The 19,598-nt window shown below is 66.0% G+C and carries 15 protein-coding genes; 9 read left to right on the forward strand and 6 right to left on the reverse strand.

The features are described from left to right. Entirely contained in the window at nucleotides 1-267 is a 267-nt protein-coding gene (locus LQV39_RS08850) for a lipoprotein (protein WP_230023971.1), read from the reverse strand. A gap of 41 nt (nucleotides 268-308) precedes the next feature. On the opposite strand from LQV39_RS08850, the gene cyaY reads away from it, so the two are divergent. Continuing rightward, nucleotides 309-638, forward strand: coding sequence for an iron donor protein CyaY (cyaY, locus tag LQV39_RS08855; RefSeq protein WP_230023996.1), 330 nt, complete (start codon nucleotides 309-311; stop codon nucleotides 636-638). On the opposite strand, the gene LQV39_RS08860 is transcribed toward cyaY, so the two are convergent. Genes LQV39_RS08860 through LQV39_RS08870 form a run of 3 tightly spaced genes read right to left on the reverse strand, consistent with a single transcriptional unit; the run spans nucleotide 625 to nucleotide 6,067 of the window. Beyond that, nucleotides 625-2,178, reverse strand: coding sequence for an ATP-binding protein (locus LQV39_RS08860; protein ID WP_230024009.1), 1,554 nt, complete (start codon nucleotides 2,176-2,178; stop codon nucleotides 625-627). The two genes, cyaY and LQV39_RS08860, sit on opposite strands and share 14 nt — an antisense overlap. Then, nucleotides 2,178-3,680 (reverse strand): ATPase domain-containing protein, encoded by a 1,503-nt coding sequence (locus tag LQV39_RS08865; protein WP_230024042.1) that lies wholly within the window; start codon nucleotides 3,678-3,680, stop codon nucleotides 2,178-2,180. Before LQV39_RS08865 ends, LQV39_RS08860 begins: the two co-directional genes overlap by 1 nt. A gap of 32 nt (nucleotides 3,681-3,712) precedes the next feature. Further along, entirely contained in the window at nucleotides 3,713-6,067 is a 2,355-nt protein-coding gene (locus LQV39_RS08870) for a penicillin-binding protein 1A (protein ID WP_230024045.1), read from the reverse strand. A gap of 349 nt (nucleotides 6,068-6,416) precedes the next feature. Between LQV39_RS08870 and LQV39_RS08875 the strand changes: the two genes are divergently transcribed. The 8 genes from LQV39_RS08875 (at nucleotide 6,417) to LQV39_RS08910 (ending at nucleotide 16,288) form a co-directional block, all read left to right on the forward strand. Then, nucleotides 6,417-7,493: a pilus assembly protein PilM gene (locus LQV39_RS08875; protein WP_230024048.1), complete on the forward strand. Its 1,077-nt coding sequence runs from the start codon at nucleotides 6,417-6,419 to the stop codon at nucleotides 7,491-7,493. After that, nucleotides 7,493-8,071, forward strand: coding sequence for a PilN domain-containing protein (locus LQV39_RS08880; RefSeq protein WP_230024059.1), 579 nt, complete (start codon nucleotides 7,493-7,495; stop codon nucleotides 8,069-8,071). The genes LQV39_RS08875 and LQV39_RS08880 overlap by 1 nt, the downstream gene beginning before the upstream one ends. Continuing rightward, on the forward strand, nucleotides 8,068-8,730 hold the full coding sequence (locus tag LQV39_RS08885) for a type 4a pilus biogenesis protein PilO (protein ID WP_230024073.1): 663 nt from the start codon (nucleotides 8,068-8,070) through the stop codon (nucleotides 8,728-8,730). Before LQV39_RS08880 ends, LQV39_RS08885 begins: the two co-directional genes overlap by 4 nt. After that, nucleotides 8,727-9,275 (forward strand): pilus assembly protein PilP, encoded by a 549-nt coding sequence (locus LQV39_RS08890; RefSeq protein ID WP_230024084.1) that lies wholly within the window; start codon nucleotides 8,727-8,729, stop codon nucleotides 9,273-9,275. The genes LQV39_RS08885 and LQV39_RS08890 overlap by 4 nt, the downstream gene beginning before the upstream one ends. Next, a complete protein-coding gene (gene pilQ, locus LQV39_RS08895) occupies nucleotides 9,272-11,431 on the forward strand; it encodes a type IV pilus secretin PilQ (protein WP_230024096.1) in 2,160 nt (719 codons plus the stop codon). Before LQV39_RS08890 ends, pilQ begins: the two co-directional genes overlap by 4 nt. A 34-nt stretch (nucleotides 11,432-11,465) precedes the next feature. After that, entirely contained in the window at nucleotides 11,466-13,415 is a 1,950-nt protein-coding gene (locus tag LQV39_RS08900; protein WP_230024107.1) for an Ig-like domain-containing protein, read from the forward strand. A 66-nt stretch (nucleotides 13,416-13,481) separates the two neighbouring features. Beyond that, nucleotides 13,482-15,152, forward strand: coding sequence for a bifunctional shikimate kinase/3-dehydroquinate synthase AroKB (gene aroKB / locus LQV39_RS08905; protein WP_290368564.1), 1,671 nt, complete (start codon nucleotides 13,482-13,484; stop codon nucleotides 15,150-15,152). After that, nucleotides 15,149-16,288: a deoxyguanosinetriphosphate triphosphohydrolase gene (locus tag LQV39_RS08910; RefSeq protein ID WP_230024114.1), complete on the forward strand. Its 1,140-nt coding sequence runs from the start codon at nucleotides 15,149-15,151 to the stop codon at nucleotides 16,286-16,288. Before aroKB ends, LQV39_RS08910 begins: the two co-directional genes overlap by 4 nt. 224 nt (nucleotides 16,289-16,512) lie before the next feature. Here LQV39_RS08910 and mutY read toward each other — a convergent pair whose 3' ends face one another. Both mutY and LQV39_RS08920 read right to left on the reverse strand, forming a co-directional pair. Beyond that, nucleotides 16,513-17,631: an A/G-specific adenine glycosylase gene (gene mutY / locus LQV39_RS08915; protein ID WP_230024125.1), complete on the reverse strand. Its 1,119-nt coding sequence runs from the start codon at nucleotides 17,629-17,631 to the stop codon at nucleotides 16,513-16,515. Further along, nucleotides 17,628-19,577, reverse strand: coding sequence for a dynamin family protein (locus LQV39_RS08920; protein WP_230024133.1), 1,950 nt, complete (start codon nucleotides 19,575-19,577; stop codon nucleotides 17,628-17,630). Before LQV39_RS08920 ends, mutY begins: the two co-directional genes overlap by 4 nt. Between the last annotated feature and the right edge of the window lie 21 nt (nucleotides 19,578-19,598).

A 19,598-nucleotide genomic window follows, 5' to 3' on the forward strand; every position in this document is an offset into this window, starting at 1 on the left:
TTACTGTTGGGTGGCGGGAGAAGGGGATTGCGGAGCTTGCGTGTTGTTGGCGTTCGATCCCGCAGGCGGCGTGCTCATGCCGGCTGCCGGCGCGGGCGGCGAGGCGGTCGTCACCGGAGCCGCCGGCGCGGCGGGCGCGGCGGGCGCGGTGGCGGCAGCGGCACGCGCCGGCGGCTTGGGCATGTAGAGCGGGCCGGGCTGGCCGCAGGCGGACAGCAGGGCGGCGAGGGCAATACCGGCGGCCGGGAGCGCAAATGGGGACTTCACGATTAGAATCACGGTTTGATTAGCAGACCTTGGAGTGTAGCATGACCGAAACCGAATTTTTGGACCTGGCCGACGCCACCCTGAACGAGATCGAACTGGCCTTCGACCGCTTGTTCGAGCAGGACGTGGTCGACGTCGAATGCAAGCGCAGCGGCAACGTGCTCGAAATCGAATTCGTCGACAACGGTTCGAAAATCATCGTCAACAGCCAGGCGCCGCTGCAGGAGATGTGGGTGGCGGCGCGCGCCGGCGGCTTCCACTACAAGCGCGTCGGCGATGAATGGCGCAACACCCGCGACGACAGCGAGCTGTTTACCTCGCTGTCCGATTACGCCACCCAGCAGGGCGGGGCGCCGGTCAAACTCCGCTAACGATCGGCGTGGGCACCCTGTGCCCACCTTGGCCGGCCAGCACTTCCAATAAAGCCTGCATATCCACCGGCTTGACGAAGTGGTGGTCGAAACCGGCTTGCGCGGTCCTGGCGCGGTCCGCGTCCTGGCCGTAGCCGGTGATCGCGACCAGGGTCGCCGCCCGCAGCGGCGGCAGCTGCCGCAATTGCCGCGCCAGTTCGTTGCCGTCCATGTCGGGCAGCCCGATATCCAGCAGGCAGGCATCGGGCGGGTCCGTCCGCGCGGTCTCCAGCGCGGCGCGCGCGCTCTGCACCACCGTCACCCGGTAGCCGGCAGCTTCCAGGTAGAGGCCGAGCATCTGGCCGGCATCGTCGTTGTCGTCGACCACCAGCAGGCGCAGCCCCTGCGCTTGCGCCGGCGCCAGGTCCTGCTGTTCCGGGACCGCGGCCCGGCCAGGGGCCTCGGCGCGCGGCAGGGTGACCGTGAAGCGGCTGCCCTTGCCGATGCCCTCGCTGTAGGCCGCGACCCGGCCGCCGTGCAGCGCCACCAGGTTTTTCACCAGCGCCAGGCCGATCCCGAGCCCGCCCTGCGACCGGTCGGACGAACGCTCGGCCTGGGCGAACATGTCGAACACGTGCTCGATCATCTGCGGCGCCATGCCGATGCCGTTGTCGCTGACGGTGTAGCTGACGGTGTCCTCATCCACGAACAGCGCCACCACGATCTCCCCGCCCTCGGGCGTGTACTTGGCGGCGTTGTTCAGCACATTCGCGACGATCTGAACCAGGCGCTTCTGGTCGCCGTGCACGAAGGCTGCTTCGTGCGGCATCTGGATGGTGACGCGGTGCCGGCGCGCGTCGACCAGCGGCCGCACCTGCTCGACGGCGCCGGTGACGATCTGACTGGCGTCGAGCAGGGTCTCGCTCAGCGTGACCAGGCCGCGCGAGACGCGCGACAGGTCGAGCAGGTCGTCGATCAGGCCCGTCATGTGCTTCACCTGGCGCGAGATGATCTCGCTGGTCTGCTGGATCTTGTCGCGGTCCAGCGAGGGAAGGCGCAGCAGGTCGGAGGCGGCGCGAATCGGCGCCAGTGGATTGCGCAGCTCGTGCCCCAGCATGGCCAGGAATTCGTCCTTGCGCTGGTCGACTTCGCGCATCGCGTATTGGCGCCGGCGGGCGCGCAGGGCCGACTGCGCCGCACTCACCAGGGTCACGCCCTGCGCCGGGCGCTCCAGCAGCGAGACGTTGCCCAGTTCCAGGTAGCGGTGCTGCAGGCCCGTCGAGGCGGCTTCACGCCGGCTCATGACCAGCAGGGGCAAGTCGGACCAGCCATGCTGGTGTTCGATGTAATGGCCCACCGCGCGCACGAACTCCGGCGTGATCGCTTCGTCGGCGACCAGCAGCGCGCCGGCGCCGCGCCCGAGTTCTTCCATCAGCTGGCCAAGCTGGGTGCAGACGAAGCAGTCGATGCCGGCGCGTCCGAACAGTTCGGCGACCAGCCTCGCGTCCTTGCCTACCGGCGCATGAATCAGGATGCGGTATTCCAGGTGAACCTCGGACATCACGCAGCGGATATCGGGATGGCCGGTTCTTTGTCGGCATCGAGGATGGTCGGTACGCCGGTCAGGATGCCCTGGAAGTTGCTGAGCACCGGGCCAACGGTGAGGCCGCGCGGCGTGATCTCGAAGTGCCGCAGGGTGGTCTCGTGGACGCTGCCGCGCTTCTTGAACACGGAAACGGCTTTCTGGACCGCACCCTGGGCTTCGAAATAACGCAGGATCAGGACATTGTCCGCCAGGTAGCTGACATCCATCCCGGTCGACATGGTGCTGCCGACGATGCCCTGCTGGACGCCGACCAGGAAGGTCACCACGCCGCGCTGGCCCAGGTAGGTCAGGATCTCGTGCAAGTGCGTGGCCAGGAAGCCGGCTTCCGGCATGGCATTCATGTAACCGTTCAGGCTGTCGATCACGATCACGCGCGCACCGTCGTCCGCGGCGCCGCACACGGCGTGGCTGAATTCACCTGGCGACATTTCCGCGGGGTCGATCTGGTGGACTTTCAGCAGACCGGCTTCGTAGGGCGTATGCAGATCCATGCCGATGCCTTCGCTACGGTTCAGCAGGGTATTGAAGGATTCCTCGAACAGGAAGATGGCGGCGCGCTGGCCGCGGTCGGTCATCGCCTTCACGAACTGGATCGCCACGCTGGACTTGCCGGTGCCCGGCGGGCCGGACACGAGGGTGCTGGACCCCTCCTCGATGCCGCCGCCCAGCAGCTTGTCCAGTGCCGGCAGGCCGCTGCCAATCTGGGCTCGCCGCTTCAATTCGCGCGTTTCGGCGGCCACGATGCGTGGATAGACGGTCAGGCCGCCGGTCAGGATCGAATAATCGTGGGGGCCGCGGCGGAAAGCCACGCCCCGGTATTTCAGGATCCGCACCAGGCGCCGCTCGGCGCCATATTCGGAATCGGTGTGCTGGAGCGAGATCACGCAATGGGCGACGCTGCGCACCTGCTGGTCGCCCTGCACCGAGGTCTTGTCATCCAGCAGGATAGCGGTGCACGAACGCTTGGCGAAATACTGCTTGAGCGCCAGCACGTGGCGCCGGTAGCGCAAAGGGCTCCCCGACAGCAGCTGCAGCTCGGACAGGGAGTCGAGCACGACCCGGCTCGGATTGAGCTTCTCGACCAGCTTGAGGATCAGGTTATTGGTTTCGCCCAGTTCAACTTCCGATGGATGCAGCACCGTGTACTGCTCGCTCGGGTCGAGCAGGCTTTCGTCCGGGATCACTTCCTGCACCGTCACGCCTTCCAGCGACATGCCGTGCGCCTGCGCCACCGCGCGCAATTCGACTTCGGTCTCGGCCAGGGTGATGTACAGCACGGTCTCGCCGCGCGCCGCGCCCTCCGCCAGGAACTGCAGCGCCAGCGTGGTCTTGCCGGCCCCCGGGTCGCCTTCAACCAGGTACAGCCTGTCCCGGGTCAGGCCGCCGCCAAGCACATTATCGAGACCGGGAATGCCGGTCGAGATGAATGCCGTGCTGGAGGTGTTCTGGTTACTCATGGATTGCCTTCCGCTCGATTTCGTCAGTTTCGTCAGAATAACTCGTTTCGGACGGCATCGCGCGCTTTCTGCTCCGTAGCGGGCGCGGGTACCCCGACGTCGAGCGACTGCACGCCGGTGCCCGGCGGGTTCTCCATGTAATAGAACTCGTCGCCGTACTGCACCAGGCCGGCAGGCGCCGGACGGTCCTCGACCGGCACGTTCTTCAATGCTTTCTGCATGAAGCCGATCCAGATCGGCAGCGCCAGGCCGCCGCCGGTTTCCCGGTTGCCCAGGTTGCGCGGCTGGTCGTAGCCCATCCAGGCGATGCCGACCAGGTGCGGCTGGTAGCCGGCAAACCAGGCGTCGATCGAGTCGTTGGTGGTGCCGGTCTTGCCGGCGATGTCGGGCCGCTTCAGGGTCGCCTGGGCCTTGGCGGCGGTGCCGTAGCGCGCCACGTCGCGCAGCATGCTGTCCATCAGCCAGGCGTTGCGCTCGTCGATCACGCGGTTCGCGTCGACGCCGGCGCGTTCCGGGCGCGCTTCCGACAGCACCTTGCCGTCCGCGTCCGTCACCTTCGAGATCAGGTAAGGCATCACCCGGTAGCCGCCGTTGGCGAACACCGAATAGGCGCCGGCCATCTGCAGCGGCGTGGTGGCGCCGGCGCCCAGCGCCAGGGTCAGGTAGGGCGGATTCTTTTCCGCGTCGAAGCCGAAGCGGGTCGCGTATTCCTGGCCGTAGCGGGCGCCGATCTTGTTCAGGATGCGGATCGAGATCATGTTCTTCGACTTGGTCAGGCCGCGCCGCATCGTCATCGGGCCTTCGTACTTGCCGTCGTAGTTCTTCGGCTCCCAGGCCTGGCCGCCGGTGGAGCCGGCGTCGAAGGAGATCGGAGCGTCGTTGATCAGGGTCGCCGGCGAGAAGCCGCGCTCCAGCGCAGCCGAATAGATGAAGGGCTTGAACGAGGAACCTGGCTGGCGCCACGCTTGCGTGACGTGGTTGAACTTGCTGCGGTTGAAGTCGAAGCCGCCCACCAGGGCCTGGATCGCGCCGTCGTCCGGGCTCACCGCGACGAAGGCCGATTCCACTTCCGGCATCTGGGTGATGCTCCAGCTCGAGCCGCCATCCTGGGTCACGCGGATCACGGCGCCGCGGCGCACACGGCGGGTCTCGGCCGCTTTCGGCGACAGCCAGCCCTGGGCGAAGGCCAGGCCGGCGCCGGAAATCCTGATCTCCTCGCCGGAGGCCAACACCGCCGTCACCAGCGTGGGCGAGGCCTGCAGCACGATGGCGGCGACGATGTCGTTCGAATCCGGATGCTCGGCCAGCTCGGCCTCGATCGCCTCGTCGGCCTCGCCCTTGCCGGACGGGATCTCGATGTATTTTTCCGGGCCGCGGTAGGCGTGGCGGCGCTCGTAGTCCATCACGCCGCGGCGCAGCGCCAGGTAGGCGGCGTCCTGGTCGGCCTTGGTGATGGTGGTGAACACGTTCAGGCCGCGCGTGTAGGTGTCTTCCTTGAACTGCTCGTAGACCAGCTGGCGCGCCATCTCGGCCACGTACTCGGCATGCACGCCGAAGGCCGTGCTGTCCATCTTGATCTTGAGTTCCTCGTTCTTCGCGGTCTCGTATTGCGCGTCGGTGATGTAGCCCAGCTGGTGCATGCGCAGCAGGATGTACTGCTGGCGCTGGCGCGCGCGCTTCGGATTCACCACCGGGTTGTAGGCCGAGGGCGCCTTCGGCAGGCCGGCCAGCATGGCCGCTTCCGCCACGGTGATATCGCGCAGGTCCTTGCCGAAGTAGATCTGCGCCGCCGACGAAAAGCCGAAGGCGCGCTGGCCCAGGTAGATCTGGTTCATGTAGACCTCGAGGATCTGGTCCTTGCTGAGGTTTTTCTCGATCTTCCAGGCCAGCAGCGCCTCGTAGGCCTTGCGCTTGAGGGTCTGCTCCGAGGACAGGAAGAAGTTGCGCGCGACCTGCTGGGTAATGGTCGACGCACCCTGGCGCGCACCGCCAGTGGCGTTGTGCAGGGCGGCACGCAGGATGCCCCAGTAATCGACGCCGCCGTGCTCGTAAAAGCCGGTGTCTTCGATCGCCAGCACGGCCTTCTTCATCACGTCCGGAATGTCCTTGAAGTGCACCAGGGTCCGGCGCTCCTCGCCGAATTCGCCGATCAGGACGTTATCGGCGGTGAAGATCCGCAGCGGCATTTTCGGCCGGTAGTCGGTCAGGGTATCCAGGGCGGGCAGGTTGGGGTAGGCCATCGCCAGCGCGAACACGACCACCAGCACCCCGCACACGGCCAGCCCGGACAGGGCGGCGAGCAGGGTGAGGATGATTCGCTTCGGGCTGTGCTTGTTTGAAGACGGCTGGGACGGCGGGGGCGGCGCCCCGTTCGAAGATGCTTTCATGCGCATGAATGGTTCGCTGTGTTGACCGGATTCATTATAAGGCAGGGGCGATCCGGAAACACGACTGGTCAAGTCGATAACAGGTGTGTAAAGAGCGTCAAGATTGAGCTATCACAGCGGAAAAGCGCCTAACACGAAGTGTCTCTTTCCCGCTTCGGACAAATATGTTCCTGTGCAGAAATTTCTTGTCTGTGGTCATCCTTATTGCTACGATTTAACGCAGTGCCTTAAGCGTCTACATAAATTAGCTGCAGTAAGTGGCTAATTCTTCAAATAAAACATTCCCCGCCCGGGCGTTCAACAAGCCGTTCCGAGGAACGCAGCAGTCGTAAAAGAGGGAGCAACGCTCGTGATCAGTCTAGGTTCCTTGTTCGGACAGTCCAACCCGCCGTTGATCGGGATCGACATCAGTACGTCCGGCGTGCGCCTGGTGGAGCTGGCGGATGCCGGCAAAGGCGAAGTGCGGCTGGAGCGCTATGCATCCGAGCCGCTGCCGCGCGGCACTGTCGTCGACGGCAATATCGAAAACATCGAAGCAGTGTCGGAAGCGGTGCTGCGCGTCTGGAAAAAGAGCGGCACCAGGATCAAGCATGTCGCACTCGGCATGCCGCCGGCCGCCGTCATCACCAAGAAAATCATCCTGCCCGCCGGCCTGGCCGAAGACCAGCTCGAAGTGCAGGTGGAATCGGAAGCCAGCCAGTACATCCCATTCGCGCTGGACGAGGTCAGCCTGGACTTCGACGTCATCGGCGCGGCCCCGAATTCGCCGGAAGACATGGAAGTGATGCTGGCGGCGGCGCGCCGCGAGAAGGTCGAGGACCGGGTCGCGATCGCGGAAGCGGCCGGCCTCACGGCCACCGTGATGGACATCGAATCGTATGCGGCGCGCAGCGCGGCCCAGCGTGCGATCATCGAGGCGGGCGCTGCGCCCGAAGGCCAGATCGTGGCCCTCTTCCAGATCGGCGCCCAGGCCACCCACATCTCGGTGCTGCAGAACGGCGAGACCATCTACGAACGCGAGCAGCCCTTCGGCGGGATCCAGCTGACGCAGGATATCGTGCGCGCCTACGGCCTGTCCTTCGAGGAGGCGGAAGCGCGCAAGAAGGCCGGCGACCTGCCGGACAACTACGGCGCCGATCTGCTGGCGCCTTTCCTGGAGAATGCCGCGCTGGAAGTCACGCGCGCGATCCAGTTCTTCTTCACCTCGACCCCGTACACCCGCATCGACCAGATCTGGCTGGCCGGCGGTTGCGCGGTGCTGCCGGGCCTGCTCGACATCATCGCCAGCCGCACCAGGATTTCGAGCGCGGTGATTTCGCCCTTCAAAGGCATGCAGTTGGGTGCATCGGTGCGCGAGCAGCAGCTGCGCAACGAAGCGCCGGCCTACCTGGTCGCCTGCGGCCTGGCACTGCGGAGGTTTGGCTGATGATCCGGATTAACCTGCTTCCCCACCGGGAAGCGAAACGCAAGCAGAAGCAGACTGCCTTCGCGGCCCTGCTGGCCTTCGGCGGCCTGCTGGGCGGCGCCCTGGTGCTGATGGTGGGCGCCTACAACGCCAGCCAGATCTCGACCCAGAACCAGCGCAACCAGGTGCTCAAGCAAGCCAACGCGGAACTCGACGTCAAGATCAAGAAGATCGCCAACCTGAAGGCCGAGATCGAGGCGCTGAAGGCGCGCCAGCAGGCGGTCGAAGACCTGCAGGGCGACCGCAACCAGCCGGTCTACCTGCTCGACGAACTGGTGCGCCAGACGCCGGAAGGGGTCTACCTGAAGAGCTTCAAGCAGGATGGCCAGAAGGTGCTGCTGAACGGCGTCGCCCAGTCGCAGGAAAGGGTGGCCGAACTGCTGCGTAATTTGTCGGGCAATTCGCCCTGGCTGGAACGCCCGGACCTGACCGAGGTGCGCGCGGCCACGCTGGCCCAGAGCAAGACCGGCCGCAAGGTCGTCGAATTCACGCTGAGCGTGTCGATCAAGCGCGCGCGTGAAAAAGAGCCGAAACCATGAACATCGATCTGAAACAGCTGGGCGCCGACTTTTCGGCCCAGTTCGAGGGCCTGCAGGGCCGCCACCCGGGCCTGTGGCCGCTGGCGCCGCGCCTGCTGTGCGCGGCCGGCGTGATGGCGGCCGTGCTGGTGGCCGGCTACTTCCTGTACTGGAGCGGCCAGTTCGAAGAGCACGACACCCTGGCCGCGCAGGAGGAAACCCTGCGCACCGAATACCGCAGCAAGATGACGCAGGCGATCAACCTGGAAGCACTGGAAGCCCAGCAGCAGCAGGTCAACCGCTACGTCGAACGGCTCGAGAAGCAGCTGCCGAGCAAGGCCGAGATGGCGGCCCTGCTGTCGGACATCAACCAGGCCGGCATCGGCCGCGGCCTGCAGTTCGAGCTGTTCCGCCCGGGCCAGGTGGTGGTCAGGGATTACTACGCCGAGCTGCCGATCGACATCAAGGTCACCGGCAGCTACCACGACATCGGCGAGTTCGCCGCCGACATGGCGAAGATGCCGCGCATCGTCACCCTGAACAACCTCGCGCTCACGGCCGGCAAGGATGGCGTGCTGACGCTCGATGCGATCGCCAAGACCTTCCGCTACCTCGACCAGGACGAGCTGGACCAGCAGTCCCAGGCCCGCAAGAAAAAGAAGAAGGGAGCCAAGTCATGATCGCCGGAACCACCAAGCGAATCGGCGCCTTCGCGGCCGTGACCCTGCTGCTCGCCGGCTGCGGCGACAGCGACGTCAAGGAAGTGCATACCTGGATGGACCAGGTGAAGCAGGAAACCAGGCCGCACGTGAAGCCGCTGTCCGAGCCGAAGGACTTCATCCCCTACGCCTACGGCGCCAAGGAGGAACTGGATCCGTACAGCCCGAACAAGCTGCTGAACCAGCTGGCCAAGGCCGCCGAGGCTTCGCCGGACCCGAACAAGCCGGACCTGCAGCGCCCGCGCGAACTGCTCGAGAGCTTCCCGCTCGATACCATGCAGATGGTGGGCACGCTGCAGAAGGCCGGCGTGAACTATGCGCTGGTGCAGATCGACCGCTCGGTCTATCAGGTCCGCGCCGGCCAGCGCATCGGCCAGAATTTCGGTCTCGTCACCCGCGTGGGCGACGATGCCATCAATATCCGTGAAGTGGTGCAGGACGCCGCCGGCGAATGGGTCGAACGCCTGTCGAAGCTGGAACTGCAAAGCAAGGAGAACCGCAAATGACCCGACTTGGAAGCATCGCCCTCGGCCTGGTGCTGGCGTTCGGCGCCAGCAGCGCCTTCGCGCAAAACAACGCGATCGAATCGATCAGCGCCAACCAGCAAGGCAATAACGTCGTCATCAACGTGGCGATGAAGGACACGCCCGCCAAGCTGCCGATCGGTTTCTCGATCACGAATCCGGCGCGCATCGCGCTCGATTTCGGCTCCACCGCCAACGCCACCGGCAAGAGCGCCCAGGACATCAACCTGGGCGACGTGCGCGGCCTGAACGTGGTGCAGGCCGGCGAGCGCACGCGCCTGGTGCTGAACCTGAAGCGCCCGCTGGGCTATGCCGCCGCGATCGACGGCAAGTCGGTGATCCTGACCGTCGAAGGCTCGGGCGGCGCGGCGCAGGCGGTCAGCGCCGCCGGTGTGCCCGTGCATGCCGCGGCCCCGGCCGCCGCGCGGCAAACCCTGCGCGACCTCGACTTCCGCCGCGGCGCGAACGGCGAAGGCCGCATCGTGGTCGACCTGCCGAACAGCCAGGTCCCGGTCGACGTGCGCCAGGAAGGCAACAAGATCCACGTCGACTTCCTGCGCACCGGCCTGCCGGCAACGCTGCGCCGCCGCCTGGACGTGACCGACTTCGGCACCCCGGTGACCCGCATCACCACCACGCCGCAGGGCGAGAACGTGCGCATGACCATCGACGCCCAGGGCAACTGGGAACAGAGCGTGTACCAGAGCGATACCCAGCTGGTCATCGACGTCAAGCCGGTCAAGGAAGACCCGAACCGCCTGGCCACCGGCCCGCAGGGCTACAAGGGCGAGAAGATATCGTTCAACTTCCAGAACGTCGAAGTGCGCGCCGCGCTGCAGGCGGTGGCCGACATCTCGGGCCTGAACATCATCGCCAGCGACTCCGTCAGCGGCAGCCTGACCCTGCAGCTGAAGCAGGTGCCCTGGGACCAGGCGCTCGATGTGATCATGCAGGCCAAGGGCCTCGACATGCGCAAGAACGGCAACGTGCTGTGGATCGCGCCGAAGGAAGAAATGCTGACCAAGGAAAAGCTGGAGCTCGAGCAGAAGGCGCAGATCGCCGACCTCGAGCCGATGCGCTCCGAGATCTTCCAGCTGAACTACCAGAAGGCCGAGGCCTTCCGCACCGTGTTCGGCCTGGACGCGGGCGGCGGCGCAGGTGCTGCCGGCGGCGGCAACCGCGTGCTGTCGAAGCGCGGCAGCGCCATCATCGATGCGCGCACCAACCAGCTGTTCGTGACCGATATCGCGTCCAAGCTGGAAGACGTGCGCAAGCTGATCCAGAAGGTGGACGTCGCGACCAAGCAGGTGCTGGTCGAGGCCCGCCTGGTCGAGGCCAACGACGGCTTCTCGCGCAACCTCGGCGCCAAGCTGGGCTTCGCCGATTTGCGCGCGGAACGCGGCGGCGACGGCGGCTACCAGCTGAACGGCAACAACCGCCTGGCGATCGGCGGCAACCTGACCGGCGCCGGCCAGGTGTCCGGCCAGGTCGATCCGACCGGCACCTTTGCCAACAGCACCCTGGTCAACCTGCCGGCGGCGCCGGTCAACGGCGTCAACGCGCAGACCATCGCATTCTCGCTGTTCTCGTCGGCCGCGAACCGCTTCCTGAACCTGGAGCTGTCGGCGCTGGAAGCGGACGGCAAGGGCAAGATCATCTCCAGCCCGCGCGTCGTCACCGAGGACAACGTGCCGGCCGTGATCGAGCAGGGCGTCGAGCTGCCTTACCAGTCGACGCAGGCCGCCAGCGGCGTGGGCGGCCAGGCCGTCACCACCGTCAGCTTCAAGAAGGCCAACCTGCGCCTGGAAGTGACCCCGCAGGTCACGCCGGACGGCAATGTGGTGCTGGACGTCGACGTCACCAAGGATTCGAAGGGCGAGGCCACCTCCGCCGGCTTCGCCATCAACAACCAGCACGTGAAGACCAAGGTGATGGTCGAGAACGGCGGCACGGTGGTGCTGGGCGGTATCTACCAGCAGAGCGAAACCAACAGCGAATCCAAGGTGCCGCTGATGGGCGACCTGCCGCTGGTGGGCCACCTTTTCAAGAACACGGCGCGCTCGACCCAGAAGACCGAGCTGCTGATTTTCATCACCCCGAAGATCGTGACCGAACATCTGCAGAACGCGTCGCGCTGATTCGACCAACACAATCAACAAGAAGAAGGCAGACATGAGCAATACCAATTTCAAGCGCTACGGCGCGCTCGTGGCCACCGCGTTCCTGATGGCGCTGGTGCTGGCCGCGTGCGGCGGCGGTGGCGGTAATCCCGGTTCCGTCGGCGGCAGCGGTTCCACCGGCAGCGGCGGTACCGGCACCGGCGGCACCACCGTGCCCGCGGCCCCCACCGTGACCCTGGGCTTCGTCAACGCCAGCGGCGGCAGCACCAACGCGCTGACCGGCGCGACCCCGCTGACGGTCAAGGCGACCGTGCTGGACGCGAACAAGAAGCCGGTGCCGAACGCCATCGTCAGCTTCGCAACCGACAACACCTTGGCGGTATTCTCGCCCACGGCCGGCACCGCGCTGACCGACGTCAACGGCGTCGCTAGCGTCACCATGCGCGTGGCCAGCCTGGCCGCGGGCGGCGCCGCCAAGGTCACCGCCAGCACCACGGTGGCAGGCGCCACCATCACCGGCGAATCGAATTACTCGGTGGGCGCCACCACGCTGAGCTTCGGCGCGCTGAGCGCTTCGCCGGCCAGCATCCAGGCCTATGGCTCGACCGTACTGGCGGTCGATGTGCTGGCCGGTTCCGGCAAGTACACCGAGCAGCAGGTTAACGTCAGCTTCAGCTCGGCCTGCGTGGCCGCCGGCAAGGCCACCCTGGCCGCCACCGTCGCCACCAACAACGGCACCGCGCAGACGGTCTACCGCGACAAGGGCTGCGCCAACAACGACACCATCACCGTGTCCGCCGACGGCGTGGCGAAATCGGCCACCACGCAGCTGCAGATCGCCGCGCCGGCCGCCGCCTCGGTCCAGTTCGTGCAGGCCGCGCCGTCCGACAAGTCGATCGTGATCCGCGGCCAGGGCGGCAACGGCCGCACCGAGACCGCGACCCTGACCTTCAAAGTGGTCGACATCTTCGGCAATCCGCTGGCCGGCAAGCAGGTGAATTTCAGCGCCAGCACCAGCGCCGTCACGGTCAACAAGGCCAGCGACACCACCGACGATACCGGCAGCGTGGTCACCACCGTCAACTCGGGCAGCACCCCGACCTCGTTCCGCGTGATGGCGACCCTGCCGGGCACCGCCGCCAACGGCAACGCCGACATCTCGACCATGTCCGACTCGATCGTCGTGACTACCGGCCTGCCGGTGCAGCGCGCCTTCTCGATCAGCTCGGGCGCGTTCAACGTCGAAGGCTGGAGCATCGACAACCCGAACGCCACCACCGTGCAGGTGATGCTGGCCGACGCCTTCGGCAATCCGGTGCCGGACGGCACCCCGGTCGTGTTCCAGACCAATATGGGCGCCATCGGTTCGGCCGACAAGGGCGGCTGCAATACCGTCAACGGCCTGTGCTCGGTGATCTTCCGCACGCAGAATCCGCGCGTCGCGATTCCGGGCACCCCGGCCACGCCGTGCAATACCGGCAGCGGCTCCAGCGCGGACAGCACCCGTCCGGGCCTGGCCACCATCTGCGCCAGCTCGACCGACGGCAGCAACACCGTGTTCGCCAAGACCGCCATCTTCATGAGCGGCAGCGGGGCGATCAACACGACCATGAACGGCAGCCTGGTCTCCTTCGGCGCGCCGAACGACCTGGGAGCGGTCAAGTCCAGCGAGACCAAGGTGTTCCAGCTGCAGATCAACGACGTCAACAACAACCCGATGCCGGTCGGCACCCGGGTCGAACTGACCAGCGTCCTGAACGCCAACGCGGCCGCCGTCTCGCCGGCGACCGTGCCGAACATTGCGCCGCACGGCACCTCCGGCGACGACAAGACCGGCGTGACGGTCAGCGGTGCTCAGGGTTCGACGCACACGTTCAGCATTTCCAGCACCACCCCGACCGAGTGCAAGAGCTCGGCCCAGGCATCGTTCAACGTGGCGATCACCACGCCGGGAGGCACAGTGACCGCTATTCCGTTTAAACTGTTGTTCACCTGCCCGTAAAATCGGGGTTTGACCATGCGGCGGCCAGGGTATCCTGGCCGTTTGCATTTTGAGCGATAGCGAATAGTGCCTCACTGCAAGAATAACAACATCTTCCTTGTCGGCCTGATGGGCGCAGGCAAGACCACGATCGGGCGCATGCTGGCCCGCCGGCTGGGCATGCACTTTGCCGACTCCGACCATGAAATCGAGGCCCGCACCGGTGCCTCGGTGCCCTGGATCTTCGAGATCGAAGGCGAGGCCAGCTTCCGCCGGCGCGAGGCCGACATGATCCGCGAGCTGAGCGCAGGCAGCGGCCTGGTGCTGGCCACCGGCGGCGGCGCCGTGCTGAACCCGGACAGCCGGCGCCTGCTGGCCGAGCGCGGCACCGTGATCTACCTGCGCGCCAGCGTCAACAGCATCCTGGCGCGCACCTCGCACGACAAGAACCGTCCGTTGCTGCAGACGGCCGATCCGCGCCGCAAGCTGGAAGACCTGACCGCGCAGCGCGAGCCCCTGTACCGCGAGATCGCCGACCTCGTCATCGATACCGGGCGGCCTAACGTACAATCGATGGTTCAGACAATTCTGGACCAGCTGGCCACGATGGACGCGGCGCGCCAGCGGACCAAGGCACGGACACACATGAACGAACAGGCATGCATCTCCCTTAACGTCGATCTTGGCGAGCGCAGTTATCCGATCCTGATCGGGCGCGGGCTGCTGGACGACGGCGCGCTGTTGACCCGCCATATCGGCGCCGGCAGCGGCAAAGTCGCGATCGTCACCAACACCACGGTGGCGCCGCTTTATCTGGAAAAGGTCGTGGCGCCGCTGAGGGCCAGCGGCCGCGAAGTCGTCACCATCGTTCTGCCGGACGGCGAGGAACATAAAAACTGGCAGAGCCTGAACCTGGTGTTCGACGCCCTGCTGGCGAACAAATGCGACCGCAAGACCACCCTGGTGGCGCTGGGCGGCGGCGTGATCGGCGACCTGACCGGCTTTGCTGCCGCCAGCTACATGCGCGGCGTGCCCTTCGTGCAGATCCCGACCACCCTGTTGTCGCAGGTCGATTCCTCGGTGGGCGGCAAGACCGGCATCAACCACCCGCTCGGCAAGAACATGATCGGCGCCTTCTATCAGCCGCGCGCCGTGATCGCGGATACGGCGACGCTGGACACCCTGCCGGCTAGAGAGCTGTCGGCCGGCCTGGCGGAGGTGATCAAGCATGGCGCCATTCTCGATCTCTCCTTCTTCGACTGGATCGAGGCGAACATCGGCAAGCTGGTGGCGCGCGACCACGCCGCGCTGGCGCACGCGATCCTGCGCTCCTGCGAGATCAAGGCCGACGTGGTGCGGCGCGACGAGCGCGAAGGCGGCCTGCGCGCGGTGCTGAACTTCGGCCACACCTTCGGCCACGCGATCGAGAACGGCCTCGGTTACGGCGAATGGCTGCACGGCGAAGCGGTCGGCTGCGGCATGGTGATGGCGGCCGACCTGTCGCACCGCCTCGGCCTGCTGGACGCCGACAGCGCGCTGCGGGTGCGCCGGCTGGTCAAGGCGGCCGGACTGCCGGTCGAGGGGCCGGACCTGGGCGCGGACCGCTGGATCGAGCTGATGGAAGTCGACAAGAAGAACGAGGGCGGCGCCATCAAGTTCATCCTGCTGAAACCCCTGGGCAGCCCGAGCATCACGGGCGCGCCGCAGGAACAGCTGCTGGCGACCCTGGACGCGAACGTTACAAGGAACCGCGGATGATCGATTTCGACGCCCACCTCGCGCCTTACGCGGCGCATTCGTCGAAGTCGCGTGGGCGTCTTCATCCGGAACCCGCGGCCGGCTCGCGCAGCGAATTCCAGCGCGACCGCGACCGCATCATCCATTCGACGGCATTCCGCCGGCTGGAATACAAAACCCAGGTCTTCCTCAACCACGAGGGCGACCTGTTCCGCACCCGCCTGACGCATTCGATCGAAGTCGCCCAGATCGCGCGCACGCTGGCGCGCAGCCTGCGCCTGAACGAAGACCTGGTCGAAGCGGTGTCCCTGGCCCACGACCTCGGCCACACGCCCTTCGGCCACGTCGGCCAGGACGTGCTGAACGAATGCATGAAAGACCACGGCGGCTTCGAGCACAACCTGCAAAGCCTGCGCGTGGTCGACGAGCTCGAAGAGCACTACGGCGCCTTCGATGGCCTGAACCTGACGTTTGAAACGCGCGAAGGCATCCTGAAGCACTGCTCGCCGAACAATGCGCGCCAGCTCGGCGAACTGGGCCAGCGTTTTATCGACAAGAAGCAGCCCAGCCTGGAAGCGCAATTGGCCAACCTGGCCGACGAGATCGCGTACAACAACCACGACATCGACGACGGCCTGCGCTCCGGCCTGCTGAGCATGAAGCAGATGGAAGAAGTCGAGCTGTTCGCGCGCCTGCACCGGCAAGTCGTGCAGCAGTACCCGGGCCTGCCGGGCCGGCGCGAGCTGTACGAAACGATCCGCCTGATGATCACGGCGATGACGGCCGACCTGGTCGAGACCTCGGCGGCATTGTTGGCGGAGACTGCGCCGAAGAGCATCGACGACGTGCGCGAGAGCCCGCCGCTGATCCGCTTCTCGCCGAAGATGCGCGAAGAGACCACGGCCCTGAAACGCTTCCTGTACGCGAACCTGTACCGCCACTACAAAGTGAACCGCATGCGCGTCAAGGCCAGCCGCATCGTGCGCGAACTCTTCGAAGCCTTCATGACGGATCCGGTCCTGCTGCCCTTCGACTACCAGGTAACGCCGGGCGACACCCTGAAACAGGCGCGCAAGATCGCCGACTACATCGCCGGGATGACGGACCGCTACGCGATCCGGGAACACAAGCGAATCTTCTCGCTCGACGAACTTTAAAAATTCGGGGTCAGAGCACTTTTTCGAATCAATTCGGGGTCAGAGCACTTTTTCGGACAATTTCCTCTTGCCATCACTCTTGTGAAGAGCTTGCGCGAGCTAGAGGCAGTAAGCGAACAGGTGTAGCTCGAACTTTTGTCGGAACAATTGTTCAAAAAAGTGCTCTGACCCCGAATTTCAGGAATAAAGTGCTCTGACCCCGAATTTGACCCCGAATTTGCGGTTTAACTGAAGAGGGAAGGCTGGCCCAGTTGGCCCAGCAGCTTCTTGATGGGCGATGGCAGGGCGGCTGCGTCGATGCTGGACAGGTCCCACCACACATAGCCGGCCGGCGTCTCGGCGCGGGAGGCCAGACCGATCCGGTAGGGATGGATGTGCAGCTTGTAGTGCGTGAAGCCGTGCTCCATCGGCAGCAGCGCTTCGGTTTCTTCGACCACGCCGAACTTTTCGGCGGCTTCGGCGGCCGCGCCCAGGTCGAGTTCTTCCGAGTCCTCGTCCAGCGCGACGTGGCCGTCCACTTCCGGCAGCGACAGCAAACCGCCCCAGATGCCCGTAGCCGGCCGCTGCTCGAGCAGCACCTGGCCGCGGTCGATCATCACCAGCATCTGCGCGCGCTTTTCCGGCGTCGCTTTTTTCGGTTTTCGGATCGGCAGTTCGGCGGTGCGGCCCGTCGCGTAGGCCACGCAGCGTTCCTGCAGCGGGCAGCGCGCGCAGTCGGGCCTGGAACGCGTGCACAGGGTCGCGCCCAGGTCCATCAGGCCCTGGGTATAGGATTCAATCCCCTCTTCGAGAGGCAGCAGGGCCTCGGCGCGGCGCCACAGCGCGTCCTCGACCGGTTTCAGGCCGGGATACTGGTCGACGCCGAACACGCGCGCGAACACGCGCTTGACGTTCCCGTCCAGGATCGCGGCGCGGGTGCCGCTGGAAAAGGCGGAGATGGCCGCCGCGGTCGAGCGCCCGATGCCGGGGAGGTCGGCCAGCAGCGCCGGATCGGACGGGAACACGCCGCCATATTCCGCGACCACGCGCCGCGCGCAGGCATGCAGGTTGCGCGCCCGCGTGTAGTAGCCTAGGCCCGCCCAATACGCCATCACGTCTTCCACCGGCGCTTCGGCCAGGGCGACGACGGTCGGGAAGCGCTCCAGGAAGCGCGCGTAATAGCCCAGCACTGCGGTCACCTGGGTCTGCTGCAGCATGATTTCGGACAGCCATATCCGGTAGGCTTCGCGCGTGTTCTGCCACGGCAGCGCATGGCGGCCGTGCGCGCGCTGCCAGTCGATCACGGCGCGCGAAAAGCCGGGGTCCGCCAGCTCGATGGCGTCGAATTCAGTCAATCGTTTCATGCTGGTTCCAGAGCTGCCGACGCCGATGCGGCAGCAGCCGTTTCAAGAGAATCGTCCAGCACCCGCGTCACCGCACCCATCAACAAAGCCAGCCGCGACTTGACCTGCTCCAGATCCTGCTGCGCCGCCTCGAAGGCAGCAATCTTCTGCTCCAGTCCCTCGGTGGCATCGTGGATGCGCTGGATCGAGGACTGGCGATGGCGCAGCTGTTCGCGGTGCTGGCGGATCTGCGCTTCCAGCGGCGCCATGATCACCTTCAGCCAGGCTTCGACATCGGCATTCGCCGAGCGGAAGGTGGCCTTGACGCGCGCCGCGACCGAGTCGACGAAGCGCTCCAGCATGGTGCCGCGGCTGGTGATCAGGAGGGTCGCGGTGCCGGACTGCTTCTGCCAGATCGCTTCGATGGCGTCGATCTCGGCCCGGTAGCGCGCCAGCGACAGCGCCATCGGCATCGCCAGCGCCAGCCCGTGCTCGGCCGAGAACTTGCGGTACATGGTCTCCATCATCGCGCCGATCTCGCCGATTTTCGCGCTGGAGGCGTCGAGGTTGGCGCGCGCCTCGTCGAAGAACACGCGTACCGGCGTGCGCAGGCCGGTGGCGAAGCGCACGCCTTCCATCGCCGCGCGCACGGCGTCCACCTGTTCCTGCACCACGTCCATGCCGATGCTGGTGTACAGCTCCGTCGACAGGGTCGCGAACACGGCGCGCGTGCCCTGCAGCTTGAACAGGCTGGCGTCGAACTCCTTTTTTTCCATCTCGACGCGGCGCATCATGTGGGCGATCACGCCCTGGTTCTTGCCGCGCAGGCTTTGCAGTTCCTGCAGCTGCTCGACCAGGTCGCGGATGCGCGTGCCGAGCAGGGCCTGCTGGCCGGCCGTGATCGCGTCCATGTCCTCGCGCAGCTGGCGGCGCAGGATGTCCTGGCGCGCCGGAATCAGTTCGTTGAACAGCGCCGATTCCAGCTGCCCGATGCGGCTCTTCTCGAACAGCGCCATGTCCTGGTTGACGCGCCCGACCAGGCCTTTATGCGCCGACACCGGGAACACCTGCGACTCGGTCACGCCGAGCAGCTGGGCCACGCTGGTCTGCTGGCGCGCGATCGCGGCATCGTTTTCCTGTTCGCTGCGCAGCTCGTCCCACAGGGCGTCGATCTTGTTCAGCACGACCATTCGGCCCGGTCCCGCGCCGATATGGGTGCGCCAGACTTCGATGTCGCTCTTGGTCACGCCGGTTTCGGCAGCCAGAATGAACAGCACCGCGTGCGCGTTCGGGATCAGGTTCAGGGTCAGCTCGGGCTCGGTGCCGATCGCGTTCAGGCCCGGCGTATCGAGGATCACCAGGCCCTGCTTCAGCAGCGGATGCGGAAAATTAATCAAGGCATGCCGCCACTGCGGGATCTCGACCAGGCCGTCGTCGCCGACCGTGCCGGCCAGGTCCGGGTCTTCCGGGTCGTAGAGACCATAGCTGCGCGCTTCCTCGGCGCTCACGCGGCGCGTCAGGCTGACCTGGCGGAAGGTCGCTATCATGCGTTCGGGCGCGTCGAGGTCCAGCGGCAGCACGGTCCAGGCGCCCGCGTCTTCGCGATAGTCGCTGGTGGCCAGGCGCTGGGCGCGGGTCTCGATCGGCAGCAGGCGGATGCAGGGCGGCAGGGACGGGTCCCAGGCCAGCTCGGTTGGACACATGGTGGTGCGGCCGGGACTGGAGGGCACGATGCGCTGGCCGTAGTCGGCGAAGAAGATCGCGTTGATCAGCTCGGATTTACCGCGCGAGAACTCGGCCACGAAGGCCACCGACAGGCGGTCGTCGCGCACGCGGGCGAGGGCGCGCGCGAGACGCTGCTCGGCGGCGCCGTCCAGCAGCTCGGCCGCCTGGACCCAGCCGCGGTATTGCTCCAGCGTGTCGGCCACGCGCGAACGCCAGGCCCCATAATGTTGAATTTCTTGCATGTTGAGCTGCCTATTGTTGGC

The organism is Massilia sp. Bi118, assembly GCF_918697865.1.
Lineage (GTDB): Bacteria > Pseudomonadota > Gammaproteobacteria > Burkholderiales > Burkholderiaceae_D > Telluria.

Coding starts and splice junctions, on each gene's coding strand:
- pilQ (WP_230024096.1), top strand. CDS start 9,272: ATGACCCGACTTGGAAGCATCGCCCTCGGCCTGGTGCTGGCGTTCGGC.
- cyaY (WP_230023996.1), top strand. CDS start 309: ATGACCGAAACCGAATTTTTGGACCTGGCCGACGCCACCCTGAACGAG.
- LQV39_RS08890 (WP_230024084.1), top strand. CDS start 8,727: ATGATCGCCGGAACCACCAAGCGAATCGGCGCCTTCGCGGCCGTGACC.
- LQV39_RS08900 (WP_230024107.1), top strand. CDS start 11,466: ATGAGCAATACCAATTTCAAGCGCTACGGCGCGCTCGTGGCCACCGCG.
- LQV39_RS08865 (WP_230024042.1), bottom strand. CDS start 3,680: ATGAGTAACCAGAACACCTCCAGCACGGCATTCATCTCGACCGGCATT.
- LQV39_RS08860 (WP_230024009.1), bottom strand. CDS start 2,178: ATGTCCGAGGTTCACCTGGAATACCGCATCCTGATTCATGCGCCGGTA.
- LQV39_RS08910 (WP_230024114.1), top strand. CDS start 15,149: ATGATCGATTTCGACGCCCACCTCGCGCCTTACGCGGCGCATTCGTCG.
- LQV39_RS08870 (WP_230024045.1), bottom strand. CDS start 6,067: ATGAAAGCATCTTCGAACGGGGCGCCGCCCCCGCCGTCCCAGCCGTCT.
- LQV39_RS08880 (WP_230024059.1), top strand. CDS start 7,493: ATGATCCGGATTAACCTGCTTCCCCACCGGGAAGCGAAACGCAAGCAG.
- LQV39_RS08885 (WP_230024073.1), top strand. CDS start 8,068: ATGAACATCGATCTGAAACAGCTGGGCGCCGACTTTTCGGCCCAGTTC.
- mutY (WP_230024125.1), bottom strand. CDS start 17,631: ATGAAACGATTGACTGAATTCGACGCCATCGAGCTGGCGGACCCCGGC.
- LQV39_RS08920 (WP_230024133.1), bottom strand. CDS start 19,577: ATGCAAGAAATTCAACATTATGGGGCCTGGCGTTCGCGCGTGGCCGAC.